The 15,881-nt window shown below is 33.6% G+C and carries 18 protein-coding genes and 1 tRNA gene; 15 read left to right on the top strand and 4 right to left on the bottom strand.

Annotated elements, in window-relative coordinates; translation table 11 throughout:
- The first annotated feature begins 40 nt into the window (after positions 1-40).
- A complete protein-coding gene (locus ABEB23_RS01490; protein WP_348810604.1) occupies positions 41-265 on the top strand; it encodes a hypothetical protein in 225 nt (74 codons plus the stop codon).
- Between the two features lie 101 nt (positions 266-366).
- Here the strand turns inward: ABEB23_RS01490 and ABEB23_RS01485 are convergent, their stop codons facing one another.
- Entirely contained in the window at positions 367-819 is a 453-nt protein-coding gene (locus ABEB23_RS01485; RefSeq protein ID WP_348810603.1) for a DUF4442 domain-containing protein, read from the bottom strand.
- A 152-nt stretch (positions 820-971) separates the two neighbouring features.
- Between ABEB23_RS01485 and ABEB23_RS01480 the strand changes: the two genes are divergently transcribed.
- The 6 genes from ABEB23_RS01480 to ABEB23_RS01455 all read left to right on the top strand — a co-directional run bounded on the left by ABEB23_RS01480 (position 972) and on the right by ABEB23_RS01455 (position 6,450).
- Positions 972-1,427 (top strand): DUF4870 domain-containing protein, encoded by a 456-nt coding sequence (locus tag ABEB23_RS01480; RefSeq protein ID WP_348810602.1) that lies wholly within the window; start codon positions 972-974, stop codon positions 1,425-1,427.
- A 206-nt stretch (positions 1,428-1,633) separates the two neighbouring features.
- Positions 1,634-1,963 (top strand): PadR family transcriptional regulator, encoded by a 330-nt coding sequence (locus ABEB23_RS01475; RefSeq protein ID WP_348810601.1) that lies wholly within the window; start codon positions 1,634-1,636, stop codon positions 1,961-1,963.
- 5 nt (positions 1,964-1,968) lie between these two features.
- Positions 1,969-3,693 carry a PspC domain-containing protein gene (locus ABEB23_RS01470; RefSeq protein WP_348810600.1) on the top strand — a complete coding sequence of 575 codons (1,725 nt, stop codon included), beginning with the start codon at positions 1,969-1,971 and terminating at the stop codon, positions 3,691-3,693.
- 7 nt (positions 3,694-3,700) lie between these two features.
- On the top strand, positions 3,701-4,777 hold the full coding sequence (locus ABEB23_RS01465) for a M23 family metallopeptidase (RefSeq protein WP_348810599.1): 1,077 nt from the start codon (positions 3,701-3,703) through the stop codon (positions 4,775-4,777).
- A 10-nt stretch (positions 4,778-4,787) separates the two neighbouring features.
- Positions 4,788-5,528: a head GIN domain-containing protein gene (locus tag ABEB23_RS01460; RefSeq protein ID WP_348810598.1), complete on the top strand. Its 741-nt coding sequence runs from the start codon at positions 4,788-4,790 to the stop codon at positions 5,526-5,528.
- Positions 5,529-5,616: 88 nt separating this feature from the next.
- Positions 5,617-6,450, top strand: a complete 834-nt coding sequence (locus ABEB23_RS01455; protein ID WP_348810597.1) for a GIN domain-containing protein — start codon at positions 5,617-5,619, stop codon at positions 6,448-6,450.
- A gap of 57 nt (positions 6,451-6,507) precedes the next feature.
- Here ABEB23_RS01455 and trxB read toward each other — a convergent pair whose 3' ends face one another.
- Positions 6,508-7,455 (bottom strand): thioredoxin-disulfide reductase, encoded by a 948-nt coding sequence (gene trxB, locus ABEB23_RS01450; protein ID WP_348810596.1) that lies wholly within the window; start codon positions 7,453-7,455, stop codon positions 6,508-6,510.
- A gap of 158 nt (positions 7,456-7,613) precedes the next feature.
- On the opposite strand from trxB, the gene ABEB23_RS01445 reads away from it, so the two are divergent.
- The 8 genes from ABEB23_RS01445 to ABEB23_RS01410 all read left to right on the top strand — a co-directional run bounded on the left by ABEB23_RS01445 (position 7,614) and on the right by ABEB23_RS01410 (position 13,772).
- Positions 7,614-7,688 (top strand) — tRNA-Pro (locus ABEB23_RS01445).
- A 406-nt stretch (positions 7,689-8,094) separates the two neighbouring features.
- Complete coding sequence (locus ABEB23_RS01440) at positions 8,095-8,862, top strand: ParA family protein (RefSeq protein ID WP_348810595.1); 768 nt, start codon at positions 8,095-8,097, stop codon at positions 8,860-8,862.
- A gap of 4 nt (positions 8,863-8,866) precedes the next feature.
- The gene (locus ABEB23_RS01435; protein ID WP_348810594.1) at positions 8,867-9,766 is read left to right on the top strand and encodes a ParB/RepB/Spo0J family partition protein; all 900 of its coding nucleotides are present in this window, start codon (positions 8,867-8,869) and stop codon (positions 9,764-9,766) included.
- Complete coding sequence (locus ABEB23_RS01430) at positions 9,766-10,326, top strand: DUF5683 domain-containing protein (protein ID WP_348810593.1); 561 nt, start codon at positions 9,766-9,768, stop codon at positions 10,324-10,326. The genes ABEB23_RS01435 and ABEB23_RS01430 overlap by 1 nt, the downstream gene beginning before the upstream one ends.
- A 57-nt stretch (positions 10,327-10,383) precedes the next feature.
- A complete protein-coding gene (gene dapB, locus ABEB23_RS01425; protein WP_348810592.1) occupies positions 10,384-11,085 on the top strand; it encodes a 4-hydroxy-tetrahydrodipicolinate reductase in 702 nt (233 codons plus the stop codon).
- Between the two features lie 65 nt (positions 11,086-11,150).
- Positions 11,151-12,701 carry a signal peptidase I gene (lepB, locus tag ABEB23_RS01420; RefSeq protein ID WP_348810591.1) on the top strand — a complete coding sequence of 517 codons (1,551 nt, stop codon included), beginning with the start codon at positions 11,151-11,153 and terminating at the stop codon, positions 12,699-12,701.
- A gap of 40 nt (positions 12,702-12,741) precedes the next feature.
- A complete protein-coding gene (locus ABEB23_RS01415) occupies positions 12,742-13,128 on the top strand; it encodes a four helix bundle protein (protein ID WP_348810590.1) in 387 nt (128 codons plus the stop codon).
- Positions 13,129-13,148: 20 nt separating this feature from the next.
- Entirely contained in the window at positions 13,149-13,772 is a 624-nt protein-coding gene (locus tag ABEB23_RS01410) for a WbqC family protein (protein WP_348810589.1), read from the top strand.
- 97 nt (positions 13,773-13,869) lie between these two features.
- On the opposite strand, the gene ABEB23_RS01405 is transcribed toward ABEB23_RS01410, so the two are convergent.
- Together ABEB23_RS01405 and ABEB23_RS01400 are read right to left on the bottom strand one after the other, a co-directional pair.
- Positions 13,870-14,916, bottom strand: a complete 1,047-nt coding sequence (locus ABEB23_RS01405; RefSeq protein WP_348810588.1) for an endonuclease/exonuclease/phosphatase family protein — start codon at positions 14,914-14,916, stop codon at positions 13,870-13,872.
- A gap of 35 nt (positions 14,917-14,951) precedes the next feature.
- Entirely contained in the window at positions 14,952-15,815 is an 864-nt protein-coding gene (locus ABEB23_RS01400) for a rhomboid family intramembrane serine protease (RefSeq protein ID WP_348810587.1), read from the bottom strand.
- Between the last annotated feature and the right edge of the window lie 66 nt (positions 15,816-15,881).

Here is a 15,881-nt window from a genome sequence, read left to right as displayed (position 1 = left end):
ATTCAACTTAAAAAGAAAAAACAATTTTAACTATACAAAAATGAAAAAAATACTTACCGTTCTAGCCTTGGTTTTGTTTACGATAAACATCAGTGCACAGGAAACAAAAACTGCTGCAAATAATCAAGAAAAGAAAGAAAGTTGCTGTAGCAAAAAGGAAGCTAAAAAAATGAGTGCTGCCGAAATTGAAAAATGCAAAGCAAAATGCAAGGCAGAAGGAAAAAAATGCGATAAAGAAACCAAAGCATCGGGAAAAAAGTGTTAAGCTAAATTGTTAACCGGTTCAATAAACAAACAAAAGACGCCCCTATAATAAGGGGCGTCTTTTTGTTTATATAATTTTAAAATAAATGCTTAAGCGTGTATTTATTTAACCCGAACACTCCATTCAAAATCCATTTCGGATACTTGTACTCCTTTTTCGTCTGTCCCGATAGATTTCATCCAAAATGTTTGTCCTTCTCCATTAGCAATAGTTCTTTGAATCGCTTCGGCTATCAAATGCCCATCATTACACACAAAAGTAATTCTGCCTGTAGCTTTTTTGGTAAAATTCCCTTTATTATTAGCCACCAACATGGATATTTTTCTGCCGCTTTTTTGAATTTGATACATTACTAAAGCCCCTGTTGATAACTCTGCTGCCATAGCCTGCACCGCAAAATACATGGAATTAAATGGATTCTGGTTAATCCAACGGTGTTTCACTGTTACCACACATTTGTTTTCGTCAATTTCTTTTACCCTAACACCACAAATAAATGCCGACGGTAATTTAAAGAACAAAAACTGATTGAGTTTAGAGACTGTAAGTTTCATTATTGCTGGTTTTTTTGCTAAAATACAAAAAAATACTATGCATACATATAAATAATTTTTGTTAATATTTTGTTAATATTTGGTACTATGTGATACAAGATACTGTCTTTTGGACATATATTTGCATAAGAAATTACTATATACTTTTAATCATGGAAACAACTACTGAAAAAAACACCGCCACATTCACTCATTTGAGTGCCTTAAGTCAATATATAATTCCGTTTGGAAATTATATTTTTCCAATAATAATTTGGAGTACCAATAAAGACAAATCTGAATTTGTGAATCATCATGGAAAACAAACATTGAATTTCCAATTGAGTCTGTTGGTGTATTCTTTAGTATTGGCCCTGATTGCAATTCCAATTTTAATTTTCACCATTTTTAAAAACATTCCTTTTCATGAATGGAATAATCATCATGATTTTGTTTTAAATGATTTTAGTTTTGGAGATAATGTAGGGATCATCACAGTAGGATTAATGGCCGTTTTTATGTTTTTCCTCCTGAAGATAGCAGAATTTTTCTTAATCATCTATGCTTCAATAAAAGCTTCTAATGGTGAAAAATATGAATATCCCTTAACAATTCCTTTTCTTAAATAGAAAAAAAGGGTAACAAAGAGACAAAAGTAGATAGAGTACACAAGAGTAGATAGAGTACACAAGCTAGCCCTGATTGCAACTGCATCCTTTACTTTCTTCCTTATAAGCAAGTAAAGATAAAGTGGAAAGCAGTAAATAGCTTCAAAAAAAAATCATCAATCAAAAAATGAATAGTTTAATCAACAAAAAAATCAAAAAAAAGAATTATGAACATTGAAAACACAAAAGCTCAGATGCGAAAAGGTGTTCTCGAGTTTTGCATCCTATCTGTTTTAAAAGAGAAAGATGCCTACACTTCGGAAATATTAGACACTTTGAAAAACGCTAAATTATTAGTCGTGGAGGGAACGATTTATCCGCTGCTTACCCGATTAAAAAACGACGGATTACTTAACTATCGCTGGGAAGAATCAACATCAGGACCACCTAGAAAGTATTATGGATTAACCGAAATAGGACAAACTTTTTTAAACGAACTTAATGGCACTTGGACTGAATTATCAAATGCCGTAAATCTAATAACCAACCAAAAATAAAAGTCATGAACAAAACTGTAAATATAAACTTAGGCGGTATGTTCTTTCATATAGATGAAGATGCATACCAAAAATTAACTCGTTATTTTGATGCAATAAAGCGCTCATTGTCAAATTCATCAGGACATGACGAAATCATCAAAGACATTGAAATGCGTGTTTCAGAACTATTGAATGAAAAGCAAAAAAGCGACAAACACGTCATTGGATTAAAAGATGTGGATGAAGTAATTGCTGTAATGGGACAACCTGAAGACTACATCATTGAAGACGATTTGAATGGTCCAAAAACCTATACTGACACTGGCGCAAGAAGAACTAAAAAACTGTACCGTGATAGAGAAAAAGGAATGATTGGTGGTGTTGCTGCCGGTTTAGGTCACTATTTTGGAATTGATGCAGTTTGGATCCGAATTACGCTTTTACTATTAGTTTTTGCTGGATTTGGAACTGGTATTCTAGCATACATCATTCTTTGGATTGTAACTCCGGAAGCTATTACAACATCCGAAAAACTAGAAATGACAGGAGAGCCTGTTAATATCTCGAACATCGAAAAAAAAGTTCGTGAGGAATTTGAAAATGTATCAGGAAAGATAAAAAATGCTGATTATGATAAATTTGGTAATCAGATAAAAACAGGTGCTGGAAAAATAGGAAGCTCTTTTGGAGACTTCATCATGACTGTTTTCAAAATTTTCGCTAAATTCCTTGGTGTGATTTTAATTATCTCCGGTTTCTTCGTGTTGATCTCATTATTGATTGGTGTTTTCACTCTAGGATCATCAGATTTTATTGATGTGCCATGGCAAAGTTTTATTGAAGCAGGAAATTTTACTGATTATCCTATTTGGTCTTTTGGTCTGTTGATGTTCTTTGCTGTTGGAATTCCGTTCTTTTTCCTAATCTTACTAGGCTTTAAATTATTGACGCCAAACTTAAAATCGATAGGAAACATTGCAAAATATACCTTACTAGCACTTTGGATTATCGCTATTGCAATCTTAATTTCAATTGGTGTAAAGCAAGCTTCAGAAGTGGCTTATGAGGGAAAAACTGTTCAAAAAGAAACCATCAATCTGAAGCCAAATGATACTTTGAAAATAAAATTCAGATACAATGAATATTACACCAAAGATATTGATGACAGAGAAAGTTTTAAATTTGTCCAAGATTCAGCCAACAACCAATTGATTTATTCAAATAATGTACGATTCCAAGTTTTGCATACAGATGAGAAAATGCCTTTTGTACAAATCGAAAAATTGGCTAGAGGAAAATCATTTCAGGATGCAAAACAAAGAGCTGAGAAAATAAAATATGCCATTAAAATTGAAGGAAATCAACTGATTTTAGACAATTACTTATTGACTGAAATGAGTAATAAATTTCGTGATCAAGAAGTGGAAATCTTTTTATACTTGCCTGAAGGGACTTTATTGAAACCAGATGCTTCTATCCAAAATTATGATGATTCAGACGATTCTTTTTTCAATTTACACTACAGTTCTGACAACTACATTTATAAAGTAGAAAGTTCTCAAATTAAATGTTTGAATTGCCCAGCTGATGAGAACGAATATGATGATGTTGAGAATGATGAAACTGAAACCTCAGTTACTATCAACGAAGACGGAGTTTCTGTAAAAAATGACACTATTATTTCTTCAAAAAACAACATTCAAGAATTAAAAATAAACAAAGACGGTATTATCATTAAAACTAAGTAACTAAAAAATGAAAGCTATTCATTTTATCAGAGAAACGTTTTTTGGAACCCTTTGCGGATTAGCAGGATTGATTGGAAATGCACAAAGTAACATTACAATTGAACACAGACCAGAAAATCCTTTAAAAGAAACCATCAATAATCAATACAGTTTGAATTTTGATTTTATTGTTGAAAACAACTCCAAGGACAGTTTAAAACTAACGCGTTTGGAAGTATCTCTTTTCGACAAAGACAACAGACTTATTCAACAAAAGTTCTTAGACAACAATGGCACTGCACCAAGCATCAACACCATTCCAACAATTAAATGGAATGGTGTTTCAAAAGAATTGCTGTTCAATCCATTTACTGAGGTGCATGCCGTAACAGAAAAACTGGAATATACATTCACTTTTAACGACAGCATTGAAGTTAAAAATGTAGTTATCCCAAAAAATTACAGCCAACTGCAAGATTTTAATTTACCATTAAAAAATAACTTTTTGGTTTATGACGGTCATGATTTTTATTCGCATCACAGACGGTTTAACTATGAATTCAGTTTCATTAAAGAGCTTGGATTTACAGGAAATTTTATGCGATATGCTTATGATTTTGTAGTTTTGGACTCAGAAGGGAACCGATATTCAAACAAAGGGGAAAACAACACCGATTGGTATGGTTTTGCAAACAAGGTTTTGGCTGTTGCCGATGGAGAAATTGTAGCTTTAGAAACGAATCAGAAAGATGATAAAACTTTTGACATTCCTTCTTTAAAGAACAATCCTTTAGTTTTGTATGGAAATTATATTGTAATCAAACATAATGAAAATGTCTATAGCCTCTATGGGCATTTAAAAAACAAAAGTTCAATCGCCCTTAAAGTTGGTGATAAAATAAAAAAAGGTCAGGAAATTGGTTTAATCGGAACATCGGGAAGTTCGTTTTTCCCGCATTTACATTTTGAAATCAGAAATGCCATAGGACATGAATCCGAGGGCTTACCTTCCTATTTCAATAATTATTATTTAATTCTTGGTTCCACTAAGAAGGAAATAAAAACGGGTACTATTACAACTGGAGATATTATTCAACCAAAATAAAAAAATAGCCATGATAAAAGTTATCACATTAATTACGAAGTTAATTGTTATTGCCTTGACGGCTTTGTTATTTGCCTCATGCAACCATTCCATAAACAGTCGATCAATCGAAGGAAGCGGTAATATCACCACCGAAAAAAGAATTGTTCAGGGTGATTTCAAAAGTGTTGAAGTAAATAATGCCATTGATTTGGTTATTGAACAATCTGACAAGATCGAGATTATTGTAGAAGCCGACGATAATTTGCAAAATGCAATCACAACAAAAGTTGAGAACGGAAAATTAATTATTGCTTGCGAATACAATTCTTTCAGAGATATAAGTTCAAAAAAAGTGACTGTAAAAATGCCTATTATTGAAGAATTGGAAGCTACTAGCGCTTCGACAATAAAAAGCATTGGAACCCTTAAAGGAAAAAATATCAGTTTGAATTCTTCCAGCGCTGCAGATATAGATGTAAACCTTGAAGCAGACGATATCAATTGTGATTCCAGCAGCGGAAGCAGCATTATCGCTAAAGGGATGGCACTAAAACTAACGACCAGCGCATCCAGCGGAAGCCATATCGAGGCAAAAGATTTATTAGCAAATGAAGTGATTGCCGATGCCTCCAGCGGAAGTACAATAGAAGTCCATCCTATAGTGAGTTTAGATGCCGATGCATCGAGCGGTGGAAACATCAATTACAATACGAACCCAAAATCAATCCGAAAAAACTCCAATTCAGGAGGAAATATTAATCACGAATAAAAAATCTGATTCTTCAAAAAACTAAATAAATCATTCATCAAAAGTGGATGATTTTTTTATATTTGTAGCTCTCCTAATCTATACAGAAATGAAAAAATACGCTATACTATTTTTATTCCTTTTATCAGCCACAGTAGTTGTATCCCAAAATAAAGAAAAAATAAAAGGTTCCAAAACCGTAACTATTGAGCCAAAAGAAATTGGCAATTTTAGTACTATCGAGGTGGAGGACAATATTGAAGTCTATTTGGAAAAAGGAGAGAAAAATGAAATAAAAATTGAAGCCGACGATAATCTCCATGACATAATTTCCCTTGAATTAAGAGACGGTATTCTTCGTGTATATACGTCAAAACTGGCAGTAAATTATAAAAAACTAATTGTAAGAATTACGTACACGAACAATTTGACTTTAGTAACATCTAAAAACGAATCTATTGTCAATGCCATTCAGGAAATTCAATTAAACGAGATAACGTTTAAACCCCTTGACTATTCTAAATTGTATTTGAATGTCAATTCAAAAAATTTCATATTGCAGGCGAATGACAAATCAAAAATTGAACTCAATTTAAAATCAGAGAATGCCACCATTGAATTGAGTAAAAATGCTATTCTAAAAACTTTGGTTACAACTACTGACCTAAAATGTGATTTATATCAAAAATCAAATGCTGCAATAGAAGGCAGTGCCACCAATGCTATTATTCGTCTGGATAATAATTCGGTTTTGGTCGGAAATAAATTAACCATAAAAAATGCTGATGTCACCGCTGAAGGCTATACCAGTTGTAGTATTTTTGCCGAAACAACTTTGGTTTTGCAAGCTGCAGACAAGTCAGAAATACAACTTTCCGGAGCGCCAAAAATAGAAATACGCAGTTTTAGTGGTGAAGCGAAATTGCTCAAAAAATTAAAATAATTATAAAGAAAAAGTCCCAAATTTGGGACTTTTTTATTGAAAAGAATTAACCTTCTATTATTCTTTAGCAGCCAAATATCTTTCGGCATCAAGAGCAGCCATACAACCTGTTCCTGCAGCCGTTATCGCCTGACGATACACATGGTCTGCAGCATCGCCGGCCACAAAAACACCATTCACATTTGTTTTAGAACTTCCAGGTACATTAACAATATATCCTGTTTCGTCTAATGCAAGGTACTCTTTAAAAATATCTGTATTAGGTTTGTGACCAATAGCCACGAAGAAACCGGTAGCTGGAATATCAAAGATCTCTCCTGTCGTTTTGTTTTTTGCTTTTACAGCAGAAACCACTTGCTCATCTCCAATAACTTCAACTGTATCGTGATTCATCAAAATAGTGATGTTTTCAGTTTTGCGCACGCGCTCTTCCATGATTTTTGAAGCTCTGAATTTTTCGCTTCGCACTAACATTGTCACTTTCTTGCACAGTTTCGATAAATAATGAGCTTCTTCACATGCTGAATCTCCGGCACCCACAATAACCACTTCCTGATTTCTGTAGAAAAAACCGTCGCAAACCGCACAAGCAGATACTCCACCACCCATTTTTAAATAATGTTGCTCTGAAGGCAGACCTAAATATTTAGCAGAGGCGCCTGTCGAAATAATAACGGTTTCACAATGCAATTCGATACTATCATTGATCCAAACTTTATGAACATCTCCGGAAAAATCAACTTTGGTAGCCCAACCATCACGCACATCTGCACCAAAACGTTGTGCTTGCGCTTGCAATTGAACCATCATTTCTGGTCCTGTAACACCATCAACATATCCTGGGAAATTTTCTACTTCATTCGTTGTTGTCAATTGACCACCTGGTTGCATCCCTTGGTACAAAACAGGATTCATGTTTGCTCTGGCAGCATAAATAGCAGCGGTATATCCCGCAGGACCAGACCCTATAATAAGGCATTTTATTTTTTCTATTGTATCAGACATAGTACTTTTTTATTTCATTTTTGAAGTTACAAATGTAGTTTTTTAATAAAAAAATACGCTTAAAAAAATATCATTTTTAGCTATTTGAAAATAATAGCATTCTATTTAAAAATATCACTTGCAAAACTCAAAATTAGTTTTATATTTGCACTCGCTTACGGGGTGTAGCGTAGCTCGGTTATCGCGCCTGCTTTGGGAGCAGGAGGCCGCAGGTTCGAATCCTGCCACCCCGACAAAAAATCCTTTTTGCTCTGCAAAAGGGATTTTTTTATTTAAACTACTCTCGAAGCCAATTGGAAATTCTGTTTTGGTAATCTGAATTGAATATTTAAACTAAATTTAATTGACTCCCCAACTCCCCTAGCCCGAATGGCAGTGGAAAGCTTCGCTGTCTTGCAACCTATTTTTTCCTGACATAAAAGAGCGACCATAGGAAGCTCCTTTTATGACAATAGAAAAAAAGGTTTAGGACAAGAACTTGAAACGGACAGTTGGAACAAGCTACTGAAAACAATACCTGAGTCAAAAAACACCAATCCATCAATTGGCAACTAATCAGTCTTTAACAAATGTTAACAAAATAGATTTTCAAAAACGATAATTAATTGTATTTTTACCGTTCAAAATTCAGAAAAATAAATGGGCAAAATCATAGCGATTGCGAATCAGAAAGGCGGCGTTGGAAAGACTACTACGTCTATAAATCTTGCGGCTTCCTTAGGTGTTTTAGAGAAAAAAGTATTACTAATAGACGCTGATCCTCAAGCAAATGCCACATCAGGACTAGGTATTGATGTAGAAACTGTTGAAATTGGCACTTATCAAATTCTGGAGCACAGTCACACTCCACAGGAAGCTACCATAGGGTGCACCTCTCCAAATGTTTCTGTAATTCCGGCACATATTGACCTTGTTGCGATAGAAATCGAATTGGTCGACAAAGAAAACAGAGAGTATATGCTTAAAAAAGCATTAGAAAGTGTCAAAGAAGAGTATGATTATATCATTATCGATTGCGCACCTTCTCTTGGTTTACTTACACTGAATGCTTTAACTGCTGCTGATTCAGTAGTGATTCCTATTCAATGCGAATATTTTGCATTGGAAGGTTTAGGTAAATTATTGAATACTATAAAAAGTATTCAAAAAATCCATAATCCGGAATTAGACATCGAAGGATTGTTATTAACCATGTTTGACTCCAGATTGCGTTTGTCAAACCAAGTGGTGGAAGAGGTTCAAAAACATTTTAACGACATGGTTTTTGAAACTATTATCCAAAGAAATGTAAAATTAAGTGAAGCGCCGAGTTTTGGCGAAAGTATTATAAATTTTGACGCTACAAGTAAAGGTGCTATCAATTACCTGCACTTAGCGCAAGAAATAATAAAGAAAAACAGCAAATAGTTGTATGGCAAAAGCAATAAAAAAACAAGCCTTAGGAAGGGGATTATCTGCATTATTAAAAGATCCGGAAAATGATATAAAATCGGTAAACGATAAAAATGCTGATAAAGTTGTAGGAAATATTATTGAGCTTGAAATTGATGCGATTGAAATAAATCCTTTTCAGCCCAGAACTAATTTCAATGAAGAGTCATTGAGAGAACTGGCTACTTCCATCAAAGAATTAGGTGTTATCCAACCTATTACTGTTCGAAAATTAGATTTCAATAAATACCAGTTGATTTCGGGAGAACGCCGTCTTCGTGCTTCTACCCTTGTAGGATTAACGACTATTCCTGCTTATATTCGAATCGCAAATGATAACGAATCATTGGTTATGGCCTTGGTTGAAAACATTCAACGTCATGATTTAGATCCGATAGAAATAGCACTTTCTTATCAACGATTGATTGATGAAATTCAATTAACGCAAGAACAAATGAGTGATCGTGTAGGAAAAAAACGTTCTACAATCGCCAATTATTTGAGACTTTTAAAATTAGACCCGATTATTCAAACCGGCATACGTGATGGTTTTATCAGTATGGGTCATGGTCGTGCTATCATAAATATTGAAGACCTTGATATTCAAACTAATATTTATCAAAAAATCGTAAGTCAGAATCTTTCTGTTCGTGATACCGAAGCCTTGGTAAAAAATTATCATGAGAGCTTAAAACCAAAACCGGAAGGTAAACCCAAAGCCGCTTCATTTGAAATTGAAGAAACTCAAAAAAACACCTTTACTAACTATTTTGGGACCAAAGTAGATGTAAAAGTGGCTGGCAACGGTAAAGGCAAAATCACAATTCCATTTCACTCCGAAGAGGATTTTAACAGAATCATCAAACTAATAAACGGGTAGTGAATAAAATCCTTTCCATAGGTCTATTCCTTTTTATCTTAGGAAACATATCCGTTTTTGCTCAAGCGAACACCGATGCTGTGCTGGTTTCAAAAGACACTGTGAAACTAAAAGAAATAGACCCCTTAAGTCCTTCAAAAGCAGCTTTTTATTCTGCTGTTTTACCAGGCTTAGGACAAGCCTACAATAAAAAATACTGGAAAATCCCCCTTGTTTACGGAGCAATAGGGACCAGTCTTTACTTTTACATTGACAACAATAAAAAATACAATCAGTATCGTGATGCCTACAAAAGAAGATTGGAAGGCTATACCGATGATGATTTTAGCTATTTGGACGAAGACAGGTTAATTGCAGGACAGAAATTTTACCAACGAAATAGAGATTTATCAGCTTTGATAACTTTGGGATTTTATGCCTTGAATATTATAGATGCTAACGTTGATGCCGCATTAATACAGTTTAATGTAGATGAACAATTGTCCGTAAGACCAGTTATATATCCCGATGATGTAACATTAAAAACAAATTTTGGACTAACACTTAATTATAATTTTTAACCGAAAGAAAACTACTTTCTTTTATGGTTATTGATTTAATTTTAAAAAATATAAAAAATGAAAATTGCGCTATTAGGATACGGAAAAATGGGTCAGGTAATTGAACGAATTGCAACTGAAAGAGGTCATGAAATTGTTTTGAGAAAAGACGAATTTAATACTTATGACGGGCTTTCAAATGCAGATGTTGCCATCGATTTCAGTGTACCAATGGCTGCGGTTGATAACATTTCAAGCTGTTTTCATGCCAAAGTACCAGTAGTTTCAGGAACTACGGGCTGGTTGGAGCATTATGATGAAATGGAAGCACTTTGCAAAGAATTGAATGGTGGTTTCATCTCGAGCTCTAATTTTAGTCTGGGAGTAAATATTTTCTTTGGACTCAATGAATATTTGGCTAAATTAATGGCTCCTTTTGATTCCTACAAAGTGGACATGGAAGAAATTCATCATACACAAAAATTGGATGCCCCTAGTGGTACTGCAATTTCATTAGCCAAAGGAGTGATTGAAAATAGTTCATATACAAATTGGACTTTAGAAGCCCCTAAACCAAACGAAATCCATATCGAAGCAAAAAGAATAGGAACGGTTCCTGGTACCCATACCGTAACTTATAATTCCGTTGTAGATACCATCGAAATAAAACACACTGCTCACAACAGAGAAGGTTTTGCACTTGGGGCCGTAATTGCTGCAGAATGGCTTGCCGGTAAACAAGGCATCTTCACAATGAAAGATGTATTAAATTTAAAATAAAATTATTTTCCGTTTGAGGCAGAATTCCCCAAAAACCTTAAACATTAAACCTTAAACAAAAGATTATGACACTATATCAATGGTTTGTGTTTTTCCTGATCGTACAAGTAATTCACTTTTTAGGGACATGGAAGCTATATGAAAGCGCCGGTAGAAAACGTTGGCAAGCTGCCATTCCTGTTTACAATGCGATCGTTTTAATGAAAATAATAGGCCGCCCTACATGGTGGACTGTATTGCTTTTTATTCCAATTATCAACCTGATAATGTTTCCTGTAATTTGGGTAGAAACCTTAAGAAGTTTTGGAAAAAGATCGACTTTAGATAGTATTTTGGGAATCTTTACTTTTGGATTTTATATTTTCTATGTTAATTATACGGAGAAATTAAATTACGTCACAGACAGAAGTTTACAACCTGATAACAAGGCGGCTGATACCGTAAGTTCTTTACTTTTTGCTGTTATTGTAGCCACTATCGTTCACACTTATTTTATTCAACCCTACACCATTCCTACCTCTTCATTGGAAAAATCATTATTAGTAGGTGACTTTTTGTTTGTGAGTAAAATGAATTATGGAGCCAGAGTTCCAATGACTACTGTAGCCTTACCAATGGTACACGATACCATACCATTTACAAAACAAAAATCTTATCTTACCTGGCCAGAACTACCTTATTTAAGACTTCCTGCCTTACAAAAAATTGAACGATCAGATATTGTTGTTTTCAATTGGCCTGTGGACACCGTTTATAAATTCAGGGACAAATCAGGAAAAAGAGTTGAAAAACCAATCGATAAGAAATCAAATTACGTAAAACGTTGTGTGGGTATTCCGGGAGATACCTTATCCATAAAAAAAGGAATAATTTTCATCAACGGAAAAGAATTAATTTTACCGGAAAGAGCAAAACCTCAATTCTCATACAAATTAGCTTTGGACGGGAAAACACCGGTAGATTTCGAATATCTTTTTAAAGATATGGACATCACTGATGGGGGCTATTTCACAGATAATGAAAAAAGAGACACCTTATATATAGCTGCTTTAACTGCTGCTAATGCCGAGAGATTTAAAAATATTCCAGGAATTACTTCTGTTCAAAGGGTAATCACAACAGGAGTTGACAATAGCATCTTTCCTCATATCAACAAATGGAATAATGATAATTTAGGCCCAATTTACATTCCACAAGAAGGAAAAACCGTAGCCTTAAACGTAGAAAACTTACCTTTTTACAAAACTATCATTACGGATTATGAGAAAAATGAATTGCAGGTAAATGGTTCTGAAATACGAATTAATGGAAAAATCGCGACGACTTATACCTTCAAGCAAAACTATTATTGGATGATGGGAGACAATCGTCACAATTCTGAAGACAGCCGTTACTGGGGTTATGTTCCTGAAAATCATATCGTAGGAAAACCAGTTTTCATATGGTTAAGTATTGATTCAAACGGAAAAGGATTCGATAAAATTCGTTGGGAACGTCTTTTTACTACTGTTAGTGGTGATGGACAGCCGCAATCTTATTTCAAATTTTTCTTATTTGCCTTAGTTGCCTTTTTTGTTGGAGAATATTTCTGGAAAAAGAGAAAAGAAAAAGGTTAATTAGTTGATCTGGTGATTTGTTTATTTGAAAATAGGAACCATGTACACTTATTCATTTGAAAAATTAGACGTTTGGAATGAAGCTAAAGATTTTACCAAATCACTTTATACCTTAACTTCAAAATTTCCTGATTCAGAAAAATTTGGATTAGTGTCACAATTAAGAAGAGCTTCCGTTTCCATATGTTCTAATATTGCAGAAGGTTCTGCAAGAAATTCATATAAGGACAAAGCTCATTTTACAACGATGGCATTTGGTTCTACTGTAGAAGTTTTAAACCAATTGATATTATCATATGAATTAAACTTCATTTCTGAAAATGACTATTTAAAATTACGACAAAATATTGAAAGTGTTACAAACAAATTAAATGGACTACGTAATTTTCAAATATCAAAATCAGCAGAACAAAATTCAGTCAAATAACCAAATCTTCAAATAAACGAATGAACATCTTAATTCATCCAACCTACTTCCCTTCTATAAGTCATTTTGTTGCTATGGCACAATCGGAGCAAATTACGTTCGAGATAGAGGATAATTTTCAAAAGCAAACCAACCGAAACCGTACCTATATTTACAGTCCAAACGGCATTCAGTTGTTAAACATCCCTGTTAAGCATTCAAAACTAAGCCATCAGAAAACAAAAGATATCCAAATCGAAAATGATTTTGATTGGCAAAAGCAACATTTCAAATCCTTGGAAGCGGCTTATCGAAGCTCTCCCTTCTTTGAATATTTTGAGGATGACATTCGTCCTATTTTCGAAAAAAAACACACTTTTTTATTGGATTTAAATTTTGAAACATTGGATTTTATTACAAAATCGATGCGAATGAAATTAGATTACAAAACCACAACCGAATACTTTCACGAAGTCGACACCAATTTGATTTCAGATTTTAGATTTTTGGCCAACGGCAAAAAAGACACTTCCCTATTTGAAAGTTATACCCAGGTTTTTGATGACAAACATGGTTTTATCAATAACCTAAGTGTTCTCGATTTACTGTTTAACGAAGGTAAATTTGCTATGGATTATTTAAAAAATCAAAAGATAGAGCGATAAAACAATTCTAAAGACTCTAAAAAAACCTATCAGTCATATCTTTTATATGAACTTTATTAGTTTAAAAAACCTTTAACTATTTTAAAGAACCACAAAACTATTCTAACGCCAATTTTGCCATGATAGGATAATGATCGGAATTGACAAACTCAGGAAAATTTTCGAATTTTTTGACTTTCATTTTTTCATCAGCAAAAATATAATCAATTCGGGCAGGGTAATATCTGAATTTATAAGTGGCGCCAAAGCCTTTACCAGCCTCTTCAAAACAATCCTTTAATTTTCCTTTTATGTTTCTGTAAACATAAGAAAAAGCACTGTTATTCATGTCTCCACAAATGATTATCGGATAAATGCAATCCTTTTTGTGATCTTTAAACATCTCAGCCTGCTGTTGCTGCTGTTTGAAGGCTTTACTTATTCGGCTATATAATTTTTGAGATTTGCTTTGATTAATAGCATCTATGTTCTCATTAATTTCGTTAACATCAGGAGATATTTTTATAGATTGCAAATGCATATTATAGACCCTGATAATATCTTTTCCCCTTTTGATATCCACGAAAATAACGTTGTTGCTGGAATTAGGAAAGACAATATTTCCTTCATCAATAATTGGAAACTTTGAAAAAATAGCCTGTCCGGTTTTAATTTGGTTACCGCCCATAAAAATATATTTATGCGGATAGACTTTCAAATCAATATTTGCAGAAGAAGAATATTCCTGTATACAAAGGATATCAGGATTCTTTTCGTTAATAAATGTCAAAATTTCTGTCGGAACATTTTCCCTGTCCAACCACTTAAATACATTGAATAAGCGCACATTGTAGCTCATTACGGTAAAATCTTTTTCATTCTCAGGAAATTCCTTAGTGGAAACCTTATAAAATTTATTGATAAAAGTAATCCCCATCAAAAGCACTAATCCTGATAAAATCATGCGCTTTTTGAATTGAACAGCCCAATAAAAAAAGAACAAACCATTCAACACAAAGAACAAAGGCATAAATAAAGTAAGGACAGACAACAAAGGAAATACCTGCGGCGCTAAAAAAGGCAGAAGATACGCACTGAAAGTCAATACAGTAAGCACTATATTCAAAAAAAACATGCCTTTATTAAACCAGGAAAGGTTATTCATTTCTTACTTTTTTCTACAGACAGAAAACTGTCAATTTACTTTCCTGCTTTAAACAGGAATTCTTTTTCTTCTTTGGTCAGACAATCGTATCCTGATTGGCTAATTTTATCTAAAATTTCATCAATTTGTTGCTGTGTTTTGTCTTTTGTCACTATTCGGGAAGTACTTCTTTCAACTGGTCGGTTATAATTTTTATGTACTTTTTTGAATGGTGTTGATGGCGATTTTTTAAACAGATTCGCAAAGAAATCTAAAAATCGGGATACTATTTTAGTTAAATCAATTCCATTTTGCAGCAATTTAATAAAAATAAATCCAAAAACCGCTCCCGATATGTGGGAAATATGACCTCCCGTATTTCCTAATCGGAACTGCATTAAGTCAAGTATAAGAATTACAGCGGTAATATGCCACAATTTTACATTGCCAATAATCAAGAGTCTCACCTCCATCAATGGCCTGTAAGTTGTTGTGGCGACTAAAATAGCCATAATCGCGGCAGAGGCTCCAACAATCCCAGAACTAAGATGTAAAACATAATAACCCAAAATAAAAGCAATTCCAGCAAATAATGCACTCAATACATACAAACCCAGATATTGTTTGGGAGTAAAAAATGTCAAAAACAAAGTACTTGCAAAATTTAAAACCAACATATTAAAGAACAAATGCCCAAATCCATCATGAAAAAAAGCATAGGTTAATAAAGTCCAGGGTTTAGTAATAAAAACAGAAGGCTCCGAAGATAAGGCGATCCAATTTGGAAAATTAAAAACACCACTCTTGAATTGATAGAAAAACACCAAGGATACCAAAAAGCAAAGCACATTCCAGAAGATTAGCCTAAAAACAATTCCTCCCAATTTGTACTGCAATTTCAAATCGTCAACTATATTCATATCTAATTAAGTATTTAAAATCAAAATTTAAGTCCTAAAATAACTTCTTACAGAAACACAATGTAT

Origin of the sequence: Flavobacterium maritimum (assembly GCF_040049085.1) — a bacterium.
In the GTDB taxonomy this organism is placed as follows: Bacteria; Bacteroidota; Bacteroidia; order Flavobacteriales; family Flavobacteriaceae; genus Flavobacterium; species Flavobacterium maritimum.
Note: the sequence above shows the minus strand (reverse complement) of the source record. Positions and strands in the feature narration are given on the sequence as shown.